This window comes from Alloalcanivorax marinus (genome assembly GCF_016785095.1).
Lineage (GTDB): Bacteria > Pseudomonadota > Gammaproteobacteria > Pseudomonadales > Alcanivoracaceae > Alloalcanivorax > Alloalcanivorax marinus_A.
Window position 1 is genome coordinate 174,724 of sequence record NZ_JAEKJB010000009.1, and the last position, 23,403, is coordinate 198,126.

Annotated in this window: 26 protein-coding genes; 8 read left to right on the forward strand and 18 right to left on the reverse strand. The window is 65.0% G+C overall.

Annotated features, from left to right (window positions below; genetic code table 11):
- Positions 1 to 91 precede the first annotated feature (91 nt).
- The 3 genes from trmH to JF515_RS12530 all read left to right on the forward strand — a co-directional run bounded on the left by trmH (position 92) and on the right by JF515_RS12530 (position 2,881).
- Entirely contained in the window at positions 92 to 793 is a 702-nt protein-coding gene (trmH, locus tag JF515_RS12520; protein WP_203104773.1) for a tRNA (guanosine(18)-2'-O)-methyltransferase TrmH, read from the forward strand.
- Complete coding sequence (locus JF515_RS12525; RefSeq protein ID WP_338015216.1) at positions 777 to 1,442, forward strand: class I SAM-dependent methyltransferase; 666 nt, start codon at positions 777 to 779, stop codon at positions 1,440 to 1,442. The genes trmH and JF515_RS12525 overlap by 17 nt, the downstream gene beginning before the upstream one ends.
- 68 nt (positions 1,443 to 1,510) lie before the next feature.
- Positions 1,511 to 2,881: a DegQ family serine endoprotease gene (locus JF515_RS12530; protein WP_203104774.1), complete on the forward strand. Its 1,371-nt coding sequence runs from the start codon at positions 1,511 to 1,513 to the stop codon at positions 2,879 to 2,881.
- 110 nt (positions 2,882 to 2,991) lie between these two features.
- Here the strand turns inward: JF515_RS12530 and JF515_RS12535 are convergent, their stop codons facing one another.
- Together JF515_RS12535 and JF515_RS12540 are read right to left on the reverse strand one after the other, a co-directional pair.
- Complete coding sequence (locus JF515_RS12535) at positions 2,992 to 3,420, reverse strand: group III truncated hemoglobin (RefSeq protein ID WP_338015217.1); 429 nt, start codon at positions 3,418 to 3,420, stop codon at positions 2,992 to 2,994.
- The gene (locus JF515_RS12540) at positions 3,417 to 3,734 is read right to left on the reverse strand and encodes a DUF962 domain-containing protein (RefSeq protein ID WP_203104775.1); all 318 of its coding nucleotides are present in this window, start codon (positions 3,732 to 3,734) and stop codon (positions 3,417 to 3,419) included. The genes JF515_RS12535 and JF515_RS12540 overlap by 4 nt, the downstream gene beginning before the upstream one ends.
- Positions 3,735 to 3,868: 134 nt before the next feature.
- On the opposite strand from JF515_RS12540, the gene JF515_RS12545 reads away from it, so the two are divergent.
- Positions 3,869 to 5,095 (forward strand): serine hydrolase domain-containing protein, encoded by a 1,227-nt coding sequence (locus tag JF515_RS12545; protein ID WP_203104776.1) that lies wholly within the window; start codon positions 3,869 to 3,871, stop codon positions 5,093 to 5,095.
- Between the two features lie 106 nt (positions 5,096 to 5,201).
- Here the strand turns inward: JF515_RS12545 and JF515_RS12550 are convergent, their stop codons facing one another.
- The 7 genes from JF515_RS12550 to xerD form a co-directional block, all read right to left on the reverse strand.
- Positions 5,202 to 6,770 carry a BCCT family transporter gene (locus tag JF515_RS12550; protein ID WP_203104777.1) on the reverse strand — a complete coding sequence of 523 codons (1,569 nt, stop codon included), beginning with the start codon at positions 6,768 to 6,770 and terminating at the stop codon, positions 5,202 to 5,204.
- Positions 6,771 to 6,948: 178 nt separating this feature from the next.
- Complete coding sequence (locus JF515_RS12555) at positions 6,949 to 8,082, reverse strand: hypothetical protein (RefSeq protein ID WP_203104778.1); 1,134 nt, start codon at positions 8,080 to 8,082, stop codon at positions 6,949 to 6,951.
- A gap of 244 nt (positions 8,083 to 8,326) precedes the next feature.
- Positions 8,327 to 9,421: a threonine synthase gene (gene thrC / locus JF515_RS12560; protein WP_203104779.1), complete on the reverse strand. Its 1,095-nt coding sequence runs from the start codon at positions 9,419 to 9,421 to the stop codon at positions 8,327 to 8,329.
- Positions 9,422 to 9,442: 21 nt separating this feature from the next.
- Entirely contained in the window at positions 9,443 to 10,744 is a 1,302-nt protein-coding gene (locus JF515_RS12565) for a homoserine dehydrogenase (RefSeq protein ID WP_203104780.1), read from the reverse strand.
- A 15-nt stretch (positions 10,745 to 10,759) separates the two neighbouring features.
- Positions 10,760 to 11,950, reverse strand: a complete 1,191-nt coding sequence (gene alaC, locus JF515_RS12570) for an alanine transaminase (RefSeq protein WP_203104781.1) — start codon at positions 11,948 to 11,950, stop codon at positions 10,760 to 10,762.
- 129 nt (positions 11,951 to 12,079) lie between these two features.
- Entirely contained in the window at positions 12,080 to 12,817 is a 738-nt protein-coding gene (locus JF515_RS12575; RefSeq protein WP_203104782.1) for a DsbC family protein, read from the reverse strand.
- Positions 12,818 to 12,884: 67 nt separating this feature from the next.
- Positions 12,885 to 13,811 carry a site-specific tyrosine recombinase XerD gene (gene xerD, locus JF515_RS12580; RefSeq protein ID WP_203104783.1) on the reverse strand — a complete coding sequence of 309 codons (927 nt, stop codon included), beginning with the start codon at positions 13,809 to 13,811 and terminating at the stop codon, positions 12,885 to 12,887.
- Positions 13,812 to 13,940: 129 nt separating this feature from the next.
- On the opposite strand from xerD, the gene JF515_RS12585 reads away from it, so the two are divergent.
- Positions 13,941 to 14,192 (forward strand): GlsB/YeaQ/YmgE family stress response membrane protein, encoded by a 252-nt coding sequence (locus tag JF515_RS12585; RefSeq protein WP_203104784.1) that lies wholly within the window; start codon positions 13,941 to 13,943, stop codon positions 14,190 to 14,192.
- A gap of 168 nt (positions 14,193 to 14,360) precedes the next feature.
- Here the strand turns inward: JF515_RS12585 and rplS are convergent, their stop codons facing one another.
- From rplS to ffh, 5 genes are all read right to left on the reverse strand, one after another.
- Positions 14,361 to 14,717: a 50S ribosomal protein L19 gene (gene rplS, locus JF515_RS12590; RefSeq protein WP_203104785.1), complete on the reverse strand. Its 357-nt coding sequence runs from the start codon at positions 14,715 to 14,717 to the stop codon at positions 14,361 to 14,363.
- 14 nt (positions 14,718 to 14,731) lie between these two features.
- Positions 14,732 to 15,517 (reverse strand): tRNA (guanosine(37)-N1)-methyltransferase TrmD, encoded by a 786-nt coding sequence (gene trmD, locus JF515_RS12595; protein ID WP_203104786.1) that lies wholly within the window; start codon positions 15,515 to 15,517, stop codon positions 14,732 to 14,734.
- A complete protein-coding gene (rimM, locus tag JF515_RS12600; protein WP_203104787.1) occupies positions 15,517 to 16,047 on the reverse strand; it encodes a ribosome maturation factor RimM in 531 nt (176 codons plus the stop codon). Before rimM ends, trmD begins: the two co-directional genes overlap by 1 nt.
- A gap of 2 nt (positions 16,048 to 16,049) precedes the next feature.
- On the reverse strand, positions 16,050 to 16,310 hold the full coding sequence (gene rpsP / locus JF515_RS12605) for a 30S ribosomal protein S16 (RefSeq protein WP_203104788.1): 261 nt from the start codon (positions 16,308 to 16,310) through the stop codon (positions 16,050 to 16,052).
- A gap of 150 nt (positions 16,311 to 16,460) precedes the next feature.
- Positions 16,461 to 17,909 carry a signal recognition particle protein gene (gene ffh / locus JF515_RS12610; protein ID WP_203104789.1) on the reverse strand — a complete coding sequence of 483 codons (1,449 nt, stop codon included), beginning with the start codon at positions 17,907 to 17,909 and terminating at the stop codon, positions 16,461 to 16,463.
- 164 nt (positions 17,910 to 18,073) lie between these two features.
- On the opposite strand from ffh, the gene JF515_RS12615 reads away from it, so the two are divergent.
- The 3 genes from JF515_RS12615 (at position 18,074) to JF515_RS12625 (ending at position 21,008) form a co-directional block, all read left to right on the forward strand.
- Complete coding sequence (locus tag JF515_RS12615) at positions 18,074 to 18,877, forward strand: cytochrome C assembly family protein (RefSeq protein ID WP_203104790.1); 804 nt, start codon at positions 18,074 to 18,076, stop codon at positions 18,875 to 18,877.
- Positions 18,874 to 19,653, forward strand: a complete 780-nt coding sequence (locus tag JF515_RS12620) for a helix-turn-helix transcriptional regulator (protein ID WP_203104791.1) — start codon at positions 18,874 to 18,876, stop codon at positions 19,651 to 19,653. The genes JF515_RS12615 and JF515_RS12620 overlap by 4 nt, the downstream gene beginning before the upstream one ends.
- 74 nt (positions 19,654 to 19,727) lie before the next feature.
- Positions 19,728 to 21,008, forward strand: a complete 1,281-nt coding sequence (locus JF515_RS12625; protein ID WP_203104792.1) for an HlyC/CorC family transporter — start codon at positions 19,728 to 19,730, stop codon at positions 21,006 to 21,008.
- 45 nt (positions 21,009 to 21,053) lie between these two features.
- Here the strand turns inward: JF515_RS12625 and rssA are convergent, their stop codons facing one another.
- Genes rssA through JF515_RS12645 form a run of 4 tightly spaced genes read right to left on the reverse strand, consistent with a single transcriptional unit; the run spans position 21,054 to position 23,341 of the window.
- Positions 21,054 to 22,028 (reverse strand): patatin-like phospholipase RssA, encoded by a 975-nt coding sequence (gene rssA / locus JF515_RS12630; protein WP_203104793.1) that lies wholly within the window; start codon positions 22,026 to 22,028, stop codon positions 21,054 to 21,056.
- Positions 22,025 to 22,246, reverse strand: a complete 222-nt coding sequence (locus JF515_RS12635; RefSeq protein ID WP_203104794.1) for a DUF1289 domain-containing protein — start codon at positions 22,244 to 22,246, stop codon at positions 22,025 to 22,027. Before JF515_RS12635 ends, rssA begins: the two co-directional genes overlap by 4 nt.
- Entirely contained in the window at positions 22,227 to 22,763 is a 537-nt protein-coding gene (locus JF515_RS12640; protein WP_203104795.1) for a gamma carbonic anhydrase family protein, read from the reverse strand. The genes JF515_RS12635 and JF515_RS12640 overlap by 20 nt, the downstream gene beginning before the upstream one ends.
- Positions 22,760 to 23,341: a CoA pyrophosphatase gene (locus JF515_RS12645; RefSeq protein ID WP_203104796.1), complete on the reverse strand. Its 582-nt coding sequence runs from the start codon at positions 23,339 to 23,341 to the stop codon at positions 22,760 to 22,762. The genes JF515_RS12640 and JF515_RS12645 overlap by 4 nt, the downstream gene beginning before the upstream one ends.
- Between the last annotated feature and the right edge of the window lie 62 nt (positions 23,342 to 23,403).

Here is a 23,403-nt window from a genome sequence, read left to right on the forward strand (position 1 = left end):
GCCGCTCCCACACGTTTTTGTAGGAGCGGCTTCAGCCGCGATCAACGGCGGCGTTTGCTACAATCGCCCTTTGCCGGACATCGGAGAGAGAATGACCCCGGAACGTCTGCGGCGCCTGCGGGCGACGCTGGCCCGCCGCCAGCCGGACCTGAGCGTGATCATGGACGGCGTGCACAAGCCGCACAACATCGCCGCCGTGGTGCGCACCTGCGACGCGGTGGGGGTGCTGGAACTGCACGCCGCGCTGCCCAACAACCGGGCCCGCGACACGGTGCGCACCGCTCTGGGCTCGCAGCGCTGGGTGAACGTGCGCGAGCACCACGATGGCGAGGAGGCCATCCGCGCGGCCCGCGAGCGCGGCTTGCAGGTGCTTGCGGCGCACTGGTCGGAACGGGCGGTGCCCTACCGTGAGGTGGACTACACCCGCCCCACCGCCCTGCTGCTGGGCACCGAGCGCACCGGCGTCAACGCCACCAGCGCGGCGGCGGCGGACCAGCATGTGTTCATTCCGATGATGGGCATGGTGTCGTCGTTCAATGTCAGCGTGGCGGCGGCGATCATTTTGGCCGAGGCCTGCGAGCAACGTCGCGCCGCCGGGCTCTACGACCGCTCGCGGCTGAGCGAGGCCCAGCACCGCGACACCTTTTTCCAATGGGCGCACCCGAAACTGGCGCAGCATTGCCAACGCTTCGGCGTGCCCTACCCGGCGCTGCGGGAGGACGGCGAACTGGCCGATCCCAAGCGCTTCAACTTTCTGCTCAGCGAGGCGATCCGCCGTGGCGAACAGGACTGACCCGCCCACCGAACTGCAGGCGCGCCTCAACCGGCTGCTGCCGGATATCCGCCTGGTGGCCACGCCGTTGCCTCTGGTACCCGAGCTTTCCCTGTGGCTGCTGGACAAGCTGGTGGACGAACGCCTCGACCAGGAAGTGGCCAACGCGCTCATGGAAGCGCCGCCCTACTGGGCGCTGTGCTGGGCCTCCGGCCAGGTGCTGGCGCGCCACCTGCTGGCCCGGCCGGAATGGGTGCGCGGCCGCTGCCTGGTGGACGTGGGCCCCGGCTCCGGGGTGGTGGCCATCGCCGCCGCCCGCGCCGGCGCCGCCGAGGTTATCGCCTGCGACCTGGACCCGGACGCCCTGGCCGCCACCGAGGCCAACGCCCGACTCAATGGCGTATCCGTGACGCTCAGCGACGATCTCGAGGCGAGCCTGGCGCGGGCCGACCGGCTCACCGCCGCGGACATTCTCTATGACCGGGACAACCTGCCGCTGCTGGCGCGCTTCCAGGCCGCCGGCCTGCCCATGTGGCTGGCGGATTCACGCATTCCCGATCTGGACCCGCCCGGCTTCCATCTGCTGGGCCACTGGCACGCCACCACCTGGCCGGATTTGGGGGAATCCAGCGACTACAACCGGGTAAGAATTTTCGAACTGGAACCCTGATCACACTTTTCGGTCGAACCCCTCGTGTTATCCATGTGGTACAGGAGGATTGACCCTTGTATGCAGCGATGAAACAGCACGCACTGTTCGCCTGGGCCGGCGCCGTTTTGCTGGCCTTCAGCCAAACCGCCGGCGCCGCCCTGCCGGACCGAACGCCGGACGGCGGCGCCCTGCCCTCCCTGGCGCCCATGATCGAGGACGTATCCCCGGCGGTGGTCAACATCGCCATCGAGGCGCAGGTGCGCCAGGCTCAGAACCCGCTCATGCAGGACCCCTTCTTCCGACGATTCTTCGATCTGCCCGAGCAGGCGCCCACGCGCCGCGCGGTGGCCGCCGGTTCCGGCGTGATCGTCGACGCCGACAAGGGCTACGTACTTACCAATGCCCATGTGGCGCGTAACGCCGACAAGATCGAGGTGACCCTGAAGGACGGCCGCGAGCTGTCCGCGGAGCTGGTGGGCCTGGATCAGGAAGTGGATCTGGCGGTGCTCAAGCTGGAGAAAGCCGAGGACCTGACCCAGGTGAAGCTGGCGGATTCCTCGTCCCTGCGCGTGGGTGATTTCGTGGTCGCCATCGGCAACCCCTTCGGCCTCGGCCAGACCGTGACCTCCGGCATCGTCTCGGCGCTGGGCCGTACCGGCCTGGGCATCGAGGGCTATGAGAACTTCATCCAGACCGACGCTTCCATCAACCCGGGCAACTCCGGCGGCGCCCTGGTCAACCTGAAGGGCGAACTGGTGGGCATCAACACCGCCATTCTGGCGCCGTCCGGCGGCAACGTGGGCATCGGCTTCGCCATCCCCACCAACATGGCCGAAAACGTGATGACCCAGTTGATCGAACATGGCGAGGTGCGCCGCGGCGTGCTTGGCGTCACCGTGCAGGATCTCAGCGATGAACTGGCCGAGGCCCTGGACGTGGAAGCCCGCAAGGGCGTGGTGATCACCAATGTGCTGGAAGACAGCGCCGCCGCCGAGGCCGGGCTCAAGGCCGGCGACGTGGTTCGGGCGGTGGATGGTCAGCCGGTGAACCGGGCCTCCGACCTGCGCAACAAGGTGGGACTGTCACCGGTGGGCGAGAAGATCACCCTGAGCATTCTGCGCGATGGCAAGGAACGCCGGGTCACCGCGGTGATCAGCGAATCCAGCCAGCAGGCCGGCGACGGCGATGCCGTGTCCAGCCACCTCAAGGGCGCGGCCATGCGCGACCTGCGCCAGGGCGAACTGAGCCATGTGGACCGGGGCGTGCTGGTGGAAAACGTGGAGCGCAATTCGCCGGCCTGGCGGGCCGGTTTGCGCGGCGGCGACGTGATCATCAATGCCAACCGCCAGGACGTGGCGTCCATGGACGAACTGAGCAGCGCGGTGAAGGACAAGGACGCGCCACTACTGCTGCGCGTGAACCGCGAGGGCGGCATCTTCTTCGTGGTGGTGCGATAAGCCGTCACGGCATTCGCCAAGGGCCTCTTTTCGGTGACGGAAAGGGGCCTCGCGGCTGAAGCCGCTCCTGCGGTGTGACAAGAATGCTGTAGGAGCGGCTTCAGCCGCGATCAAGACCGCGACAGGTTGTGGTAAAGGTTGTGCATGACCCGGGCGCTGATCAGCCGGGCGCGGTCGGTTTGCGGGCCGTCGAAATGCTGGTCCAGGTTGGCATGGAACAACGTCAGCCAACGCTCATGATGGGCGCCGGTGAGCGGCTCCCGATCATGCACGGCCCGGTGTTTGGCCATCATGTGCCGGTCATAGCCGGGCTCGCCGAGCAGCAGCTTCTTCCAGTAGGCGGCGATCAGCGGCAGGTGCGCGTCCAGATCGATGCGCGCCACCTCCAGAAACACCGGCGCCAGCAATGGATCAGCCAGCACCCGCTCGTAGAACAGTGCCACCATGCGCTCGATCCGCTCCGCGGAATCCAGGTCGGGCCGGGTAGGGTCCCGGGGGCGCGGCGGCTGGCCGGGAATAAAGCGTTGCGGCGCGTTCACCAGCGAATGCGCCCGGCCAGGATGTCCTTGAACATGACGAAATCACCGGCGAGGCTGTACCAGGGATGCTTGAAGGTCGCCGGCCGGTTCTTCTCGAAAAAGAAGTGCCCCACCCAGGCGAACCCGTAGCCCACCACCGGAAGCAGCAGCAGCCCCCAGGGGTTGCCGGTGATGAAGACTCCCAGCAATACCGCGAACAGGCCCAGGGTGCCGAAGAAGTGCAGGCGGCGGCAGGTGGGATCGCTGTGTTCCTGCAGGTAGTAGGGGTAAAACTCCTCGAAGCTCTCGAAGTCGGACTGCTTGACGCTGTTCATGGCGGTTGCTCCCTTCTCGTTACGGCCCGTTCGGGCGACTGGCGCGGCTGACCGACCGCGAGTCCTTTCGGCCATTGTCCACGTTTGGCCGGCACGGACAATGGCCCCTCCGCTCCGGGTAAACAGGATGTCCCATGGTATTACGTCCCCGCCTCAATCGTCTTCTTTGTGAAACCCGCACGCCGATTCCCCGCGATCTGGACCGGATTACCCGCGTCGGCGAGGAGGTCCCGGCCGCCGAGGCGGGGCTGTCGGAAGAAGACGTGGCGGCGATCTGGAGAGCCACCCGGCGCCTGTATCGTACCGGCATGAGCCCGGGCATCGCCCTGTGTCTGCGCCGCGAGGGCCGGGTGGTTATCAACCGCACCCTGGGCTACGCGGACCCCGTGAGCGAGCGCCTGCTGACCCCGGACACCCCGGTTTGTCTGTTCTCCGCCTCGAAGTCCATTACCGCGATGCTGGTGCACCACCTGGCCGAAAGCGGCCGGCTGAACCTGGACGATCCGGTCAGCCGCTATCTGCCGGACTATGGCCGCCAGGGCAAGCACGGCACCACCGTGCGCCACATGCTCACCCACCGGGCCGGCATCCCGCGCCCGGACCGGCCGGTGGACCCGGATATCCTCTATCGCCCGGACGACATTCTCGACATCCTGTGCCGGGCCCGGCCCAGCACCCTGGGCACCCAGGCCTACCACGCCATCACCGCCGGCTTCGTGCTCGGCGCGGTGGTGGAAAAAGTCACCGGAGAACCGCTCAACACCACCCTGGACCGGGTAATCCGCCAGCCCCTGGGAATGCGTTATTTCACCTTCGGCGGCACCGGCCCGGAGCGCGCCCGGGATATGAGCACCGGGGTGCCGATGAAGCTGGTGGATCTGTTCCTCAACCACGCCGTGGGCGGCACCCTGGACGAGGTGGTGCGGGTCACCAACGACGACCGCTTCCAGGACGTGACGGTACCGGCGGGCAATCTCTACGCCACCGCCGAGGAAGCGGGCCGCTTCTTCCAGATGCTGCTCGACGGCGGCCAGTGGCGGGGCCGGCGCCTGTTTCACCCGGACACCGTGGCCGCCGCCCGGGCGCCGGCGTCGCGGCGGCCACGACTGGACCGCACGCTGATGTTGCCGCTGACGTTCTCGCCGGGTTTCATGCTCGGCAACCGGGGCATCGGCCTGTTCGGCCCCGCCGCGCCACGCGCCTTCGGCCACCTGGGCTTTATCAGCATCTATTGCTGGGCGGACCCGGACCGGGCCCTGAGCGGCGCCCTGCTGACCACCGGAAAGGGTCTGATCGGCCCGCACCTGCCGGCGCTGCTGAACCTGCAATACACCATCAACCGCGCCACCCGCCGTTCGTAGGTTGGGATTTTTTGTAGGAGCGGCTGGGCGGCACAAAAAAAGGGCGCGTTCTCACGCGCCCTTCTTTGTGCGGCCTATTGCTGCCTGATGCTCTTCGGAGGACCGATCAGGCGGCCGCCTTGAGCAGCTTGCGCTCCGCGGCCAGCCCCTTGTAGAGGCTCACGCACATCAGCAGCAACACCACGGTGAACGGCAGACCGGTGGTGATGGCCCCCGCCTGCAGCGCGTCCAGGGCCTGCTTACCGCCACCGAACAGCAGCGCGCCGGCGATCAGGCCTTCCATGACCGCCCAGAAAATGCGCTGCGGCACCGGCGCGTCCAGCTTGCCGCCGGCGGTGATGGAATCGATCACCAGGGAACCGGAGTCCGAGGAGGTGATGAAGAACACCAGCACCAGCACGATGGCCAGGAATGAACTGATGCCCGCCAACGGCAGTTGCTCCAGCATCTGGAACAGCGCCAGGGAAGACTCGCCAATACCATCCGCCAGTTGCCCGACGCCGTTGACCACCTGGTCCAGGCCGCTGCCCCCGAAAGTCGCCATCCATACCATGGTTACCAGGGTCGGTACGATCAGCACGGCGGTGAGGAACTCGCGCACGGTGCGGCCATAGGATACCCGGGCGATGAACATGCCCACGAACGGGGACCAGGAAATCCACCAGGCCCAGTAGAACACGGTCCAGTCGTGGAGGAAGCCCTGGTCTTCGCGGCCGACCCAGTTACTGAGCGGCAGCAAGTTGGCCACGTAATCCACCGCGGTCTGCCCCATGGACGTGAAGATCAGCAGGGTCGGCCCGGTCACCATGATGAACAACAACAGCAGGGCGGCCAGGCCCATGTTGATGTTACTGAGCAGCTTGACGCCGCCGTCCAGGCCACGCACCACGGACAGCACCGCGCAGGCGGTCACACCGGTGATGATGGCGATCTGCACGTTGATGGCATTGGGCGTATCGAACAGGAAATGCAGACCACCGGCGGCCTGCTTGGCGCCCAGCCCCAGGGAGGTGGCCAGACCGAAGATGGTGGCCAGCACCGCCAGGATGTCGATGATATGGCCGGCCCAGCCCCAGCAACGCTCGCCGAGAATCGGGTAGAACGCGGAGCGGATGGTCAGCGGCATGCCCTTGTTGTAGGCGAAGAACGCCAGCGACAGGGCCACCACGCCGTAGATCGCCCAGGGGTGCAGGCCCCAGTGGTACATGGTGGCGCCGAGCGCGGCGTCCAGTGCCTCGGGCGTGTTGGGGGCCACGTTCAGCGGCGTGCCGAACCAGTCGGTGTAGTAGCCCACCGGCTCCGCCACGCTCCAGAACATCAGGCCGATGCCCATGCCGGCGGCGAACAGCATCGCGAACCAGGACAGGGTCGAGAAGCTGGGTTTGGCGTCCTGACCGCCAAGGCGGATGCGCCCCACCGGCAGGAAGATCAGGGCGACGCAGAACACCACGAAGATGTTGGCGCCGAGCATGAACAGCCAGTCGAAGTTTTCGATCGTCCAGCCTTTGGCGCCGGCCAGGGCGCTGTTCGCGCTTTCAGGGAAAATCAGGGTGCCGATCACGAAAGCCAGGATCAGCACCGCACTGATGAAGAACACCGGATTGTGCATGTCCATGCCCAGGACCTGCACATTATCCTGTCCTACTTCGTAGTCTGTTTCGTATTCCACGCTCATGGCATGACTCCTGTTGCGTCATGCGCGGACCGGATCGGGATATCAAGATGGAAGGGTCCGCACGGAACGGCCCGGAGTGGACACCGATGATTACCCCCGAAGGATAACCATGGGTGTGCACGCCGGACCCCGGAACGCCGGCCCGGGAAGGGCCGGCCGGTGGTCGACGTGCCGTCGCTTAGAAGTAAAAGTCGAACGCCACGTAAAGGGCGTTGAAGTCCGACTCATAGATATCGCCGGAGGCGGCGATGTCGCCGTCGGAGCCCAGGTATTCCAGATAGATCCAGCCAGGACCGTACTGGTAGCGCACACCCGGTGCGTAGAAGGTCACGTCGTCGGCATCGTTGCCGGTGGTGTCGGTGCTGGCGACACCGGCATCCACGTAGTAGAACCAATTGTCATGGGTGTAACCCAGTTCCGCCACGTGACGCTGGGTTTCCACTTCCTCGTCCGCCGGCGCGGAGGCGGAAGCCAGGAAGGCATCCATGCCGCTGAAATCACGCTCGGCGTGAATGAAGCGGTACTTGGCGGACCAGTTGCCCTTCTCGAACATGTAGTGCAGATCGTAGGCCTGGTGGGTGCCTTCATCGTTACGATTGGCGACGTCGGCGGCGGCCAGATCCTGCATGCGACCATACTGGGCGGAGACCCCCACGGTGTGGCCTTCCATGAAATTCCAGTCCAGGTTCACCACGCCGGTTTTGATTTTGCGGTAAGTGTCGCTGGTACCCCAGTGGCCGTTGTCATCCACGGTATCGGTGGAATCCTCACCCCAGTCGTCCTGGTGAAAATAAGCAACGTCATAATGAAGGCCGCCAGCGGCGTCGGCGCTGTATTTCAGGCCCACGTCCATCTGGTCGCCGTAACCGCCTTCCAGGCCGTCGCCGGGCCAGAAGTTAGCGGTTTTCCAGCCGAAGGGCACCTGGCTCTTACCGATTTTCAGGCTGCTGCTGTCGGTTACGTCGTAACCGATCCAGGCCTTGTGAACGACAATATTGTCGCCACTGTTATTGCTGGCGGTGTTGGTGAAGGAACCGGTGCCGAAACGGGTTTCGGCGCTGAAATGCCAGGGGCCATAGCTGCCGTCGTCATCGGCGTAAATTACCAGGGAAGGGTCGGCGAAATTACCACCGGTTTCATCATCCAGCTCCTCGCTGAAAGCCGGTGACGTAAAATCGGATTTGGTGACGTTCTGATAAACCCACCAAACACCGGCGCTCAGTTCGGCGCCGGCTTGCGCGGTCAGGGGCACAAGGGCCGTGGAAGCCGCGATCAAGCCCATCGCGGGCACTTTAATAATAGAACTTCTCATTGTCGTCTCCCCAGCAGAAGGTAGACGAAAGCCTAAAGATCAGTGTGCCGATGTCAAATCACGGACATTTTTTTGATCAGACTTTGCGCAGCGAAACGCTGTAAAAACCGGGGATTCCGGCAATGGAAAAAAATTGCAAAATGCCGGGAACCCGAGCCTTGTAGAGGAATTTTGTCGTGATAAAACAAATAAAAAACGCGGCCCGAAAGCCGCGTTTTTTATTTTCACGTAAACTGACTTGACATCACATATTATTGACGATGGCGTCGCGCACGGCGTCCAGGTCGGCATCGATGGTGACCATGCGTGAGCCTTTTTGCAGGTCTTCACGGCATTGCTCGATGGCGGTGTCCGGGTCCTTGAGACCGTTGCCGGTGAGGGTGCAGACCACGGTACTGCCCTCGGCGATCTTGCCGGCGCGAATATCACGCATGGCGCCGCCGATGGAAGCGGCGGAAGCGGGCTCACAGAACACGCCTTCCTTCTCGGCCAGCATTTTCTGCGCCGCCAGGATTTCCTCGTCGGCCAGTTCATCGAACCAGCCACCGGATTCCTTCTGCACGTTCCAGGCCTTATCCCAGGACTGCGGGTTACCGATACGGATCGCGGTGGCCACGGTTTCCGGATTTTCCACCGGCGCGCCGCGCAGGAACGGCGCGGCGCCATTGGCCTGGTAGCCGACCATGGCGGGGGCGGCGTTGACCACGCCGCTCTTGTGGTACTCGCTGTAGCCCATCCAATGCGCGCTGATGTTGCCCGCGTTGCCCACCGGCAGGCAGTGGTAATCCGGAGCCCGGCCCAGTTCCTCGATGATCTCGAAGGCGGCGGTCTTCTGGCCCTGCAGCCGGTAGGGGTTGACCGAGTTAACCACGGTCACCGGCGCTTTCTCCGCCACTTCCTTGACCAGCTGCATGCCCTGGTCGAAGTTACCGCGGATCTGCATGATCACGGCGCCGTACATCATTGCCTGGGCCAGCTTGCCCATGGCGATCTTGCCTTCCGGAATGATCACGAAGGCGGTGATGCCGGCCCGCGACGCGTAGGCCGCCGCCGCCGCCGAGGTGTTGCCGGTGGAGGCGCAGATGATGGCGTTGCTGCCCTCTTCCACCGCCTTGGTGACGGCCATGGTCATGCCACGGTCCTTGAAGGAACCGGTGGGGTTGAGGCCTTCGTACTTGACGTAGATATCCACGTCCTTGCCGAGCAGGCGCGGAATGTTCTTGAGCCGGATCAGCGGGGTGTTGCCCTCGCCCAGGCTGATGATCGGGGTGTCGTCGTTCACCGGCAGGTGATCCCGGTAGCGGTTGATCAGGCCGGTGTAGCGGTCACGGAATGGCATGTCGTCGTCTCTCTGTGCGTCTCAGGCGTCCAGCGTTTCCACGCGGATGCGCATGATGTTCTTGTCCACGGTGTCCAGGGCGGCGATGCGGGCCAGGGCGGCGTTCATGTCCCCTTCCAGCACCCGGTGGGTCATCATCACGATGGGCACCAGGCCCTCCTCGGTTTCCTTCTGCACCATGGCCTCGATGCTGACCCGGTTATCGCTGAGGATGCGGGTGATGTCCGCCAGCACGCCGGGCTTGTCCTGCACGTGCAGGCGCAGGTAAAAGCTGCACGACACGTCATCGATGGTGAGAATGGGCTCGTCGGACATCTGGTCGGCGTGGAAGCCCAGGTAGGGCACCCGCTCCTCGTGGTCCACGGTCAGTGCGCGGCCCATCTCGATGATGTCCGCCACCACCGCCGAGGCGGTGGGCTCGGCGCCGGCGCCGGCGCCATAATACATGGTCGGGCCCACGGCATCGCCGTCGATCATGATCGCGTTCATCACGCCGTTTACCGCCGACAGCATGGTTTCGGTGGGAATCAGGGTCGGATGCACGCGCAGTTCGATGCCGTTGCCGGTGTCCTTGGCGATGCCCAGATGCTTGATGCGGTAGCCGAACTGGGCGGCGCTCTTCACGTCCTCGATGGTGATGCGACCGATGCCCTCCATGTACACCTTGGAGAACTGCAGCGGAATACCGAACGCGATGGAGGCGATGATGGTGAGCTTATGGGCCGCGTCCACGCCTTCCACGTCGAAGGTGGGGTCGGCCTCGGCGTAGCCCAGCTCCTGGGCTTCCTTGAGCACCTCGGCGAACGGCCGGCCACCCTGCTCCATCTCGGTGAGGATGTAGTTGCCGGTGCCGTTGATGATGCCCGCCACCCAGTTGATGTGGTTGGCGGCGAGGCCCTCGCCCAGGGATTTGAGAATCGGAATGCCGCCGGCCACCGCCGCCTCGAACGCCACGTCCACGCCAATATCGTGGGCGGCCTGGAAGATCTCGTTGCCGTGCTCGGCGATCAGGGCCTTGTTGGCGGTGACGATGTGCTTGCCGTTCTTGATGGCGGTGAGCACCAGCTCGCGGGCGGTGTCGATGCCGCCGATCAGCTCCACCAGAATGTCCACTTCCGGGTCCGTGGCCACGGCGAAAATATCCCGGGACACGCGGATGCCGCTGATGTCGCAGTCCGGATTATCACGGCGCGCGCCGATGTGGGCGATCTCAATGGGACGCCCCACCCGCCGCGCGATTTCCCTGGCATTGCGTTGCAGAACGTTAACCGTGCCCGAGCCCACCGTGCCCAGACCCGCGATGCCGACCTTTACCGGATTCACGTGCTTTCCTCTCGATCAGTCCAGCAGGCCGTCGGCGCGGAACATCTTCTTGATGCCGCGCAGCGCCTGCCGGGTGCGTTGTTCATTCTCAATCAGGGCGAAGCGTACATGGTCGTCGCCGTAGTCGCCGAAACCGATGCCCGGCGATACCGCCACGCCCGCCTCGCGCAGCAGTTTCTTGGAGAACTCCAGGGAGCCCATTTCCCGATAGGGCTCCGGGAGCGGTGCCCAGACGAACATGGTGGCGCGGGGTTTTTCCACCGTCCACCCCAGGTCGTTGAGGCCGTCGCAAAGTACGTCCCGGCGCCGCTCGTACAGGTCGCGGATTTCCTCCACGCAGCTCTGGTCGCCCTCCAGGGCGGCGATGGCGGCCACCTGGATCGGCGTGAAGGTGCCATAGTCCAGGTAGGACTTGATGCGCGCCAGGGCGTGAATCAGCTCTTTGTTGCCGCAGCAGAAGCCGACCCGCCAGCCGGGCATGTTGTAGCTCTTGGACAGGGAGAAGAACTCCACCGCCACGTCCCGGGCGCCTTCCACTTGCAGGATCGACGGCGCCTTGTAGCCGTCGAACACGATGTCCGCGTAGGCGATATCATGCACCACCCAGATGCCGTGCTCCCGGGCGATGGCCACCACCTTTTCGAAAAACGCCAGGTCCACGCACTGGGCGGTGGGGTTGCCGGGAAAATTCAACACCAGCAACTTGGGCTTGGGCCAGGCTTCCTTGATGGCTCGCACCAGTTCCTCGAAGAAATCCACGCCGGGTACCAGCGGCACATGGCGGATGTCGGCGTTGGCGATCACGAACCCGTAGGGGTGGATCGGGTAGCTAGGGTTGGGCACCAGCACGGTGTCACCGGGCCCCATGGTGGCCAGGGCCAGGTGCGCCAGCCCCTCCTTGGAGCCGATGGTGACGATGGCCTCGGAGGCCGGGTCCAGTTCCACCTCATAGCGGCGCCGGTACCAGTCGGTGATCGCCTTGCGCAGGCGCGGAATGCCCCGCGACTGGGAGTAGCGGTGGGTATCGCCGCGTTGGGCCGCTTCGGTGAGCTTGTCGACGATGTGTTTGGGGGTCGGCTGGTCCGGGTTGCCCATGCCGAAATCGATGATGTCCTCGCCGCGCGCGCGCGCCGCCATCTTCAACTCGCCGACGATGTTGAAGACATAGGGGGGCAGGCGCTTGATGCGCTGAAAATCGGCGTCCACGGCATCACCTTGGGTGGGTCACTGGGAAGCCGGACACATTAACGGCGCAGCCCGGTGCCGTCAATGTAAAAGGCCCCGCCGGAGCGGCGCAAACCGCCGCCAGACGGGGCCTTGAAGGGCACCGGGCGATTACAGGCCGAGGCGCTGATTGAGCTGTTCGGGGGTCACGTAACCACCCAGTTGAGCGCCCTCGGCGGTGTAGATGGCCGGTGTGCCACGCACGCCGAAGTCGAGCCCCATCTGGTAGTCCCGATCGACCGCGTCGGCGCAGTCGGCCAGCTTCGCGTCGGACACCTTGTCGTTGAGCTTGGCGGCGGTGAGCGCCTGGCGGGGGTCGGCGTCACACCAGATGTGTCGCATGTCCTCGGCCGCCTGGGAATCGGGGCCGCCGCGCGGGAAGGCCAGGTAATGCACGGTAATGCCTTCGCCGGTGTATTCCTCGATGTGCCGATGCAGCTTGCGGCAGTAGCCGCAGGTGATGTCGGTGAAGGCGTAAATCTCCGCCTTTTCCTCGCCCTCGGCCGGGTAGGTGATCATGGAGGCCTTGTCGACGGCGGCCAGCCCGTCGCGGCGCACCTTCCGATAGCGCTCCTCCTTCAGGTTGACCACCTCGCCGTCGCGCATCTGAATGACATCGCCGGTGAAGATCAACTCGCCGTTCTTGGAGGCGTACACGATTTCCTGGCCATTCAGTTCCACTTCCACCAGCCCTTCCGCCGGGGACGGATTGATGGCGGTGATGCGGGCGCGGGGAAAGGCCTCCTGGAATTCGGCGCGGAATGCCTTCTCATCCATTCCCCCGTCGGCGTGAACGGTGGCCGCGGCGGCCATCAGCAGGCCCAGTGCGGTGGCTGTCAGTGCTTTCATCGTTGTTCTCCGTCCGTGTGGTCCGCCCCCGGGGGCTGCGAATGCAATACGACCGTTTGATCGAGACTCAGGTTCCCGAGCGCGGGTGGTGGCGCTCGTAGACTTCACGCAGCCGGTGCTGGGCCACGTGGGTATAGATCTGGGTGGTGGACAGATCACTGTGGCCAAGCAGCATCTGCACCACGCGCAGGTCGGCGCCGTGATTGAGCAGATGCGTGGCGAAGGCATGCCTCAGTGTATGAGGCGACAGGGACTTTTGCACGCCGGCGCGGGTGGCGAGCTGCTTGACGCGATGCCAGAAAGTCTGGCGTGTCATGCGGGTGCCACGACGGCTCGGGAACAGCACCTCCCGATCCTCGCCGAGCAGCGCCGGGCGGCCGTCGCGCAGGTAACGCTCCAGCCAATGCAGCGCCTCCTCGCCCAGCGGGACCAGCCGCTCCTTGTCACCCTTGCCCACCACCCGCACCAGCCCCTGGCGCGGGTTCACCTGGCTCAGGGTCAACCCGACCAGTTCCGACACCCGCAACCCGGACGCGTAGAGCACTTCCAGCATGGCCCGGTCGCGCAGGCCCAGGGCATCATCGAGATCCGGCGCCGCCAGCAGCGATTCCACGTCCGCCTCGGAGAGGGTCTTGGGCAGGGGCCGGCCGGTGCGCGGCCGGTCCACATTGAGCGTGGGATCGTCCCGTAAACGCCCTTCCCGCTTCATCCAGCGGAAAAAGCTTTTCATGGCGGACAGCTGACGGGCCACGGAGCGGGCGCTCACCCCCACCCGGTCGGCCAGATACTCGAGTATGTCCAGTCGCTGGCAGCGGGCCAGCCCGCCACCCCGGGCCGCCAGCCACTGGCCGAGCTGACGCAGGTCACGACCATAGCTTTCCAGGGTGTGACGGCTCAACCCGCGTTCCAGCCATTGCGCATCCAGCCAGGCATCGATCAGGGCCTGATCGGCATCCGGCAGCGGTGGCGGCGAGGAAGGGGGCGAGGCGTTCATGGCCGGGAGTATTGGCGAAGGCCGGATAAAACTCAAACGTTCCCGGTTTTACCTTTTATTACCCGGCACGCCGGCATGCCCTTGGCATACTGGGGAGGCGAATAATGTACCGGCGCAGGAGAGGACCTTATGGGTATTTTATCGTGGATTGTCCTGGGTCTGCTGGCGGGGATCATCGCCAAGTGGATCATGCCCGGCCGCGATGGCGGGGGCTTCATCATCACCACCATTCTGGGGATTATCGGCGCCATCGTCGGCGGCTGGCTGGGTTCCATGGCCGGCGTTGGCGGCCCGGTGAGCTCCTTCAGCCTGGGCGGCCTGGTCACCGCCGTGATCGGCGCGCTGGTGGTGCTGGTGGTGTTCCGGGCGGTGGCCCGTTAACGGCACGATCCCGGCCAGAACCACCGACAAAAAGAAGGGCCGCCCCGAGGGGCGGCCCTTCTTTTATCCGGAAATCCAGCCGGCCCGGTCCAGAGGTCGCTTCCGATTGCCCTACAGCAAAGGCTGAAGCGACGTGGCTCGCGGGCCGGCCTGGCGGCGCGCGCCGTTTTAGCGGATTTTTTCCTTGATGCGCGCGGACTTGCCGGAGCGCTCGCGCAGGAAGTACAGCTTGGCGCGACGCACGTCACCGCGACGATTCACTTCGATGGAATCGATGATCGGGCTGTGCAGCTGGAACACCCGCTCAACGCCCACGCCGTGGGAGACCTTACGCACGGTGAAGGCGGAGTTCAGGCCGCGGTTGCGACGGGCGATGACCACGCCCTGGAACGCCTGCAGACGCTCCCGGTTGCCTTCCTTTACTTTCACTTGCACGGTGACGGTGTCACCGGCGCCGAACTCGGGCACGTCGGTCTTCAACTGTGCCTGTTCGATTTCCTGAATCAGGGGTTTCTTGCCGCTCATGGCGCGCTCCTCGGTTATTGGTCGCTGTATCGCCGCCCGTCGTCATCCGCCTGGTATTCGCGGATGTAATCGTCGAGCAACTCGCTCTCTTCCTTGCTCAAGCCCCGCGCGCGGCGCGCCTCGAGCAAGTCGGGACGCCACCGCCAGGTGCGTCCCAGTGCCTGTTTGAGCCGCCAGCGACGGATCCGTTCATGATCCCCGCTGAGCAGCACCTCAGGCACGGCGCGATCCCGGTACATCTCGGGCCGCGTGTAGTGCGGGCAGTCCAGAAGGTTCTCCATGTCGCCGGAGAACGAGTCCTGGGCCGCCGAGTCCTGATGCCCGAGCACCCCGGGCAACAAACGCGTGACCGCGTCGATCAGCACCAGCGCCGGCAACTCACCGCCGCTGAGCACGTAATCACCGATCGACACCTGTTCATCCACTTCGGTCTCGATCAGCCTTTCGTCCACCCCCTCATAGCGCCCGGCCAGCAGGATCAACCCGGGCTCGGCGGCCAATTCCGCCGCCTTCGCCTGGGTCAGCGGCCGTCCCTGGGGGGACAGATAAATCGTTTTCGCCGGCCCGGCGCGGCGCCGGGCCTCGGCCAGGGCCTTTTCCAGCGGCGCCACCTTCATCACCATGCCGGGGCCGCCGCCGAAGGGCCGGTCGTCCACGGTGCGGTGCCGGTCCTCGGTGAAGTCCCTGGGGTTCACCGTGTCCAGCGTCAGCAGGCCGTTTTCCACCGCCCTCCGGGTGACACCGAAGTCGGTGACCGCGCGGGCCATCTCCGGGAACAGGCTGACCAGCGTGATACGCACTAAAACTCCGGGTCCCAGTCCACCCGCAACTCGCCGGCGTCCAGGTCCACCGCGCGGACCACCTCATCGGGGGTCCAGGGCAACAGGCGCTCCTGGCGGTCCAGGCTGTCGGCGTCGCCGCGCACCACCAGGACGTCATTGGCGCCGGTTTCCAGCAGCTCGTGCACCCGGCCCAGGTCGCGACCGTCCTCGAGTTTTACCCGCAGGCCGATCAGGTCCCGCCAGTAATACTCACCGTCGCCGGCCTCGGGCAGTTGCGAGCGGGGCACGGCGATTTCCCGGCCCACCAGTTCGCGGGCGGCCCGGTCACGGTCGTCGTAACCGTCCAGGCCTGCCACCAGCCCCTTGCCCTGACGGCGCTTGCCGGCGATCTTCACCGGTTTCCAGGCGCCGTCCTCGAACAAATGCCAGGGCTGGTAATCGAAGATGTTTTCCATCGGGTCGGTGAAGGAATACACCTTCACCCACCCTTTGACGCCGTGGACCGAGACAATGCGGCCCACCACCAACACCTCATCGGGTGTCAGCATGATCAGGCGCTCTGCTGGGCTTCCCGGCGAGCTTCCTTGACCAGCGCCTTGACGCGCTCGGAAGGCTGGGCACCCTTGGCCATCCAGGCTTCAACCGCTTCCACGTCCAGCTTCAGACGCACTTCACCGCCACGGGCGATGGGGTTGAAGAAACCCAGGTTATCGATGAAACGGCCATCACGGGCGTCGCGGCTGTTGGCGGCCACGATGCGGTAGAAGGGGCGTTTTTTGGAGCCACCACGGGCGAGACGAATAACTACCATAGTTGCAATACCTTGTTTTCAATCCGGTTTCCCGGCCCGCGGGCTTCGCCCCGGGCCATCGTATCCGCTTGAAACCCCGCCGGCGCCAGGGCCGGACGGGTCGCGAAGGGGGCGGATTATACGGCCATCCGCCGGCGAGATAAAGCCCGGCTAGCGGCCTCCGCCCATGGGGGGCAGACCGCCGCCGCCGCCCATCGGCGGCATACCGCCACCCGGGGGCATGCCACCGCCCCCCATGCCACCGCCGGAGCCGCCGCCCATCATGCCTTCCATGCCGCGCATCATGTTCTTCATGCCGCCCTTGGTGCGCATCTTCTTCATCATCTTGGACATCATTTTCTGCTGCTTCATGAGCCGGTTGAGATCCTGGATCTCCAGGCCGGCCCCGGCGGCGATGCGCTTCTTGCGCGAGCCCTTGATGACGTCCGGATTACGGCGCTCCTTGGGAGTCATGGAGTCGATCAGCGCTTCCATGTGTTTCATCTGTTTCAGCGCCGCCGGGTCCTGGGCGGCCTGCATCATGGAACCCATGCCGGGCAGCTTGTCGAGCAGGCTGCCCAGCCCGCCCATGTTGCGCATCTGCTGGAACTGATCCTTCAGATCCTCGAAGTCCATCGCCTTGCCTTTCTTGAACTTCTTGGCGATTTTGTCGGCTTTCTTCTTGTCCAGGGTGCGCTCGGCCTGCTCCACCAGGGACAACACGTCGCCCATGCCGAGGATGCGACTGGCGATCCGGTCCGGGTGGAACGGTTCCAGGGCGTCGGTCTTCTCGCCCATGCCGATGAACTTGATCGGCTTGCCGGTGAGGTGGCGCACCGACAGCGCCGCGCCGCCCCGGGAGTCGCCGTCCGCCTTGGTGAGAATCACGCCGGTGAGCGGCAGGGCGTCATTGAAGGCGCGCGCCGTGTTGGCGGCGTCCTGGCCGGTCATGGCGTCCACCACGAACAGGGTCTCGGTGGGCGAGATGGCGCTGTTGAGGCGCTTGATCTCGGCCATCATGTCCTCATCCACGTGGAGACGACCGGCGGTGTCCACGATCAGCACGTCCATGTACTTGTTGCGGGCCGCCTGCAGAGCACCGTTGGCGATGTCCACCGGGTCCTGATCGCCGCTGGAGGGGAAGAACTCCGCCTTCACCTCGCCGGCCAGGGTCTCGAGCTGGTCGATGGCCGCCGGGCGGTACACGTCCGCGGACACCACCATGACCTTCTTCTTCTCGCGTTCCTGCAGATAGCGGGCGAGCTTGGCCACGGAGGTGGTCTTGCCGGCGCCCTGCAGACCCGCCATCAGGATGATGGCCGGCGGCTTGACCGACAGATCCAGGGCGTCGTTGGCGTCGCCCATGGTGTGCACCAGCTCGTCGTTGACGATCTTGACGAACGCCTGGCCCGGATTGAGGCTCTTGAGCACTTCCTGCCCGAGCGCCTTTTCCTTCACCTGCTCGACGAACTCCTTGACCACCGGCAGGGCCACGTCGGCCTCCAGCAGCGCCTTGCGCACCTCGCGCAGGGTGTCGCGGATATTGTCCTCGGTGAGCTGCCCCTGACCGGCCAGGCTCTTGAGCGACTGACCCAGACGGTCCGTGAGATTCTCGAACATGATCATCAACCTCCAGAATTGCGGGCGCCCGGCCCGGAATCCGGGGCCTGAGCGACAGGGGGCCGATTATAGGGCACCAAGGCCCGATCCGTCATGGCGGGACGCTTCAAAAGCACCCCCACCTATGCCAGACTTCGGCGGCTTTTCCGGAGAAATCTCGACTTATGAGCCCTGCCGAGGCCCTTGGCCTGACCGCCACTTTCTTTTACGCCCTGGCGTCACTGCTGGTATTCCGGCAGTTCCGCTCCCAGAGCGCGCCGTCCACCGCCCTGTTGCTGGCCCCCGCCGCGGTGGCGACGGCGGTGCACGCGGTATCGCTGTATTTCCTCATGGTCACCGACCAGGGGCTGCTGCTGGGCGTGCTGCCGGTGGCCTCGTGCATGTCGGCGGTGGGCGCCGGCCTGGTCATCGTTTCCAGCCTGTACCGGCCCTTTCAGTGGATCGGCGCCCTGGTGTTCCCGTTCGCGGCGCTGATCATCCCCGCCAGCCTGTGGATCAACACCGGCTACCGGGTGCACCCCCTGGAGCACGGCATCGGCCTGCACGTACTGCTGTCGATCCTGGCCTATTCGGTGCTGGTGATCTCCGCCTGCCAGGCGATCCTGCTGCTGATACAGCATCGCCAGCTCAAGGATGGCCATATCCGCGGCGTGATGCGGGTGTTCCCTCCGATCCAGGTGATGGAGTCGATGCTGTTCGACACCATCTGGCTGGGCGAGGCACTGCTCACCGTGGCGATCCTGTTCGGCTTCCTGTACGTGGACGACCTGTTCGCCCAGCACCTGGTGCACAAGACCGTGTTGACCCTGGCGTCCTGGGTGATCTTCGCGGTGCTGCTGGCCGGCCGCCACCTGCGCGGCTGGCGCGGCCTGACCGCGATCCGCTTCACCCTGGCCGGCTTCGCCGTGCTGCTGGTGGCGTTTTTCGGCTCGCAACTGGTGCTGGAAGTGGTTCTTGGCCGCCGATGAATATCAGCGAGGCGGATCAAGCAGCCATCCACGCTCTCTGGGATGAGCTGGCGGAACTCCCCGCCTCGCAACCGGATACCGCCCTGGACCTCCTGCTTAACCGGATCGCCGGGCTGATCGACTCCCACCACGGTTACTGGCTGTGCTCGATCCGGCTCGTCGATGACGACGGCGACGCCCTGCTCGGCTGGCGCGCCCGCTCGATCCGGTTCTTCGGTGAGCTGCCGGCGGACCAGGAAGTCTACGTGGCCACCGTGAAGCGTCTGGACAAGGGCATCCCGGACGAATCCACCCGCAACCACGTGCATCAGGCCGGACGCTTCCGCGCCACCCTGCTGCGCGACCATGTCTCAGCGGCGTTTTATCGCGGCGATCATTACATTCACCATTATCTTGGTCGGGGCATCACCGACCGCCTGTTCGTGGTGATGCCGGTGAACCAGGATCTGGAGAGCTTTTTCGTGTTCGACCGCCTGCGCGACCAGGCGGATTTCACCTCCCGGGATATGGAGGTGGCCCGCTATGCCCTGCGTAGCCTGAGCTGGCTGAATCGCCAGATTCACCTCAGCCATGGCCAGTTCATGGCCGAGGCACCGCTCACCCCCACCGAACGCCTGGTGCTCAAGCACTTGCTCGCCGGCCATGCCGAGAAAGCCATCGCCGATACCCTGGGCCAGAGCCCCCACACCACCCACGAGTACGTCAAAACCCTGTTTCGCAAGTTCAACGCGCGCAGCCGCGCCCAGCTCACCGCCCTCTGGCTGGGCCACGACTGACCCCGCCTTTCGCTTGACAGCCCCCGGCCACCCCCAAACAATGGCCTGCCAATAAGCAACAGAACGACTTCCTCTTGGACAGTTTTTCCGACGGGTGGCTGCTTACCGCCCTGATCATCCTGATTTTCGGCTCCGCCTTCTTTTCCAGCAGTGAGACCGGCATGGTGGCGATCAACCGCTACCGGCTGCGTCACCTGGCCCGCCAGGGCCACCGGGCCGCCACCCGGGTGGAGGAGCTGCTGCGCCGCACGGACCGGCTGTTGTCGGTGATCCTGATCGGCAACAACTTCGTCAATAACTTCGCCGCCACCGTGGCCACCATTCTGGCGATCCGCTGGCTGGGGGATTCCGGCGCGGCGGTGGCGCCGGTGGTGATCACCCTGGTGATGCTGGTGTTCGCCGAGATCACGCCCAAAACCTACGCCGCGATCAAGCCGGAGCGCATCGCCTTCCCGGCCAGCGTGGTGCTCAAGCCCCTGCAACTGCTGCTGTCGCCGCTGGTGTGGCTGGTCAATGGCGTGAGCATGGTGTTCCTGCGCCTGGCGGGCTCGCCGCTGGGCCAGAATGACGAGGATCACCTGAGCCCGGAGGAACTGCGCACCGTGGTCAACGAGGCCGGCGGCCTGATCCCGGAAAAACACCAGAAGATGCTGCTCAACATCCTCGACCTGGAGAGCGTCACCGTCGAGGACATCATGATTCCGCGTAACGAAATGGTGGGCGTGGACCTGGAGGATGACATGGACGAAATCCTCAATACCCTGCGCGCCAGCCAGCACACCCGCCTGCCGGTGTACCGGGGCGACCCGAACAACATGCTCGGCACCCTGCACCTGCGCAAGCTCAGCCGCCTGCTGCTCAAGGAGGACATCAACAAGGCGGAGTTGATGCAGTACACCGTGGAGCCCTACTTCGTGCCCGAGGGCACCTCCCTGAACCGGCAGCTGATCAACTTCCAGAACGCCAAGCGACGCATCGGCATCGTCGTGGATGAGTATGGTGACGTGCTCGGCCTGGTGACCCTGGAGGACATCCTCGAGGAGATCGTCGGCGAATTCACCACCGACCTGGCGGCCACCAGCCAGGACATTCACCCCCAGGAGGACGGCAGCTACGTGATCGACGGCGCCACCCACCTGCGCGAGATCAACCGCTCCCTGGACTGGGACCTGCCCACCGGCGGTCCCCGCACCCTGAACGGCCTGATCCTGGAGCACCTGCAGGACATTCCGGACGCCAACACCTCGATCCGCGTGGACGACTATCTGATCGAGATCCTGCAGGTGAAGGACAATATGGTGAAAGCGGCGCGCATGCGCCGCGCCTCCGAGCAGGCCGAAGCCGACAGCCCCTAGACCCTAGCCCCTGGATTCTCGTAGGAGCGGCTTCAGCCGCGATTCCTAGACCCGATCGGCGTGGGGAGACCCCACCCAGGCGCGAATGTCACCCTCGTGGCGGTCCACCAGGCGACGGCCCTCGTCGATGGCCTCGCTGGCGCGGTGGAAATCCATCAGCGCGAAATCCTCGAGCAGCGGAATCAGCGTCACCTCCGGCGGGTCGCCGGCCATGCGCGAGCGGGTGATGCGGTCCTGCATGATGTTGACGCTGGAGGCCACAACGTCGAAGAAACCGGGGTCCTCGCCATCTCCGGCGGCGAAGTAACCCATCATCTTCTGCCACAGGCTGCGGTCCTCCTCGCCATGGCCATCGCCGGTATCCGGCGGCCTCTGCCGGTTGAGGTGCGCGCCCACCAGCTGGGCATTGAGATTCACGGCGATCACCACATCGGCGCCGAAGGCGCGGGCCGCGGACACCGGCACCGGATTCACCAGGCCACCATCCAGCATCCAGCGCTGCTGGTGCTGAAACGGCGAGAACAACCCGGGCAACGCGCAGGAAGCCCGCGCCGCATCCAGCACCGGCCCCTTGCTGATCCACACTTCCCGACCGCTCTTCATGTCCGTGGCCACGGTCACGAAGCGCTGCTCCAGCTCCTCGATGTTGGGGTTGCTGTGCATCTCCTGGAAGAAACCGAACAACTTCTCGCCCTTGACCACGCCCCCGGAGAAGGTGAAATCCATGAGGCTGAACACGTCCCGAGTGGTCAGGGTCTTCACCCAGTCACCGAATTCCGCCAGGGAGCCGCTGACGTAGGCACCCCCCACCAGAGCGCCGATCGAGGTACCGGCCACCACGTCGATCTCCACGCCCATCTCCTCGAGGGCCTGGATAATGCCGATGTGCGCCCAGCCCCGCGCCGAGCCACTGCCCAGTGCCAGCCCCACCCGAGGGCGACGCGGCGCCGGAGCCTCCGGCTTGTCGCCGGCCTCCTCGGTGACAGGCTTCTTGTCGCTCTTAAGCCCCGGCAGGTTCATGTCAACTCCGCCACGGCCACCGCGCAGGGGGCCGGATCGCCGTCCATGCGGCGCTGGCAGCGAGCCAGCACCTCCCTTTGCCAGGCCGGTGTCAGCCGGCCCCAGTAGCTGATTTCACGGCCAGTGCGAAAGCACCCCACGCAGATGTCGTCGCCATCCAGGGCGCAGATCGACACGCAGGGCGACACCACCACCGGCTCAGTCCTGGAAGCGCTCATCGATCTCCAGATGCTCCTCGAAATGACGGGCATGGGCGGCATAGTGCTGGCTGCTCAGGGTCAGCATGGCCTTGTGGCCATCGGAGATTTCCTTGACCACCTTGGCCGGCGCGCCCATCACCAGGGAATTGTCGGGAATTTCCATGCCCTCGGGCACCAGCGCGTGAGCGCCAATGATGCAGTTATTGCCGATTCTGGCCTTGTTGAGCACCACCGCGTTAATGCCGATCAGACTGTTATCACCGATGGTGCAGCCGTGCAGCATGACCTTGTGGCCAATGGTGACGCCGTTGCCGATCTTCATCGGCACGCCCGGGTCCACGTGCAGCACGGAATTTTCCTGAACATTGGAATTGTCACCGATCTCGATCAGGTCGTTGTCGCCGCGTATCACCGCGCCGAACCAGACGCTGACGTTCTCCCCCAGCACCACCGAGCCAATCACGGTGGCATTGGGAGCGATCCACTGACCCCCGCCGCGCAGCTCCACGCGGCGATCACCCAATTTATAAATCATTCTTCACCTGTCAGGTCGAAACGCACATTGGCGTCGTACACATGGTTAAGCAGATCCAGAATCATGAAGGCGGTCAGCCCCCAGATACGCTTGCCCTCGAACTGATAGCTCGGCATGCGCAGCCGGCGACCGTAGAACTCCACCGGCGCCGATAGTCTCGGAGGCTGATCCAGGAAGAAGTGAAGCGGCACGTGGAAAATGGTGTCAATTTCCCCCGGCTCGGCCACCAGCGACACGCCCGGCCGCACCAACCCCACGAACGGGGTCACCTTGATGCCAAACCGGGAGGGTACCGGCGACAACTGTCCCACCACCTCCACCTGATCGTGGGGCAGCCCCACCTCCTCCTGGCTCTCGCGCAGAGCGGTGGCCTTGAGATCCCGGTCCCCCGGGTCCCGCTTGCCACCGGGGAAGGCCACCTGACCAGCGTGGGTGGACAGGCCCTGGGCCCGCACCGTGAGGATCAGCTCCGGCTCCGGCTGATCCACGAACGGCATGAGAACGGCGGCTTCCGGCAATTTCACCGGCAAATCGTTGTAGGGGTAGGCCGCCATTCGCTGCCGTAATTGATCCAACACTGACTGCTCCCGAGGTAACTTCAAACAACAGTTTGACCAGAGGCCGCCCGGCGGGCAAGCCG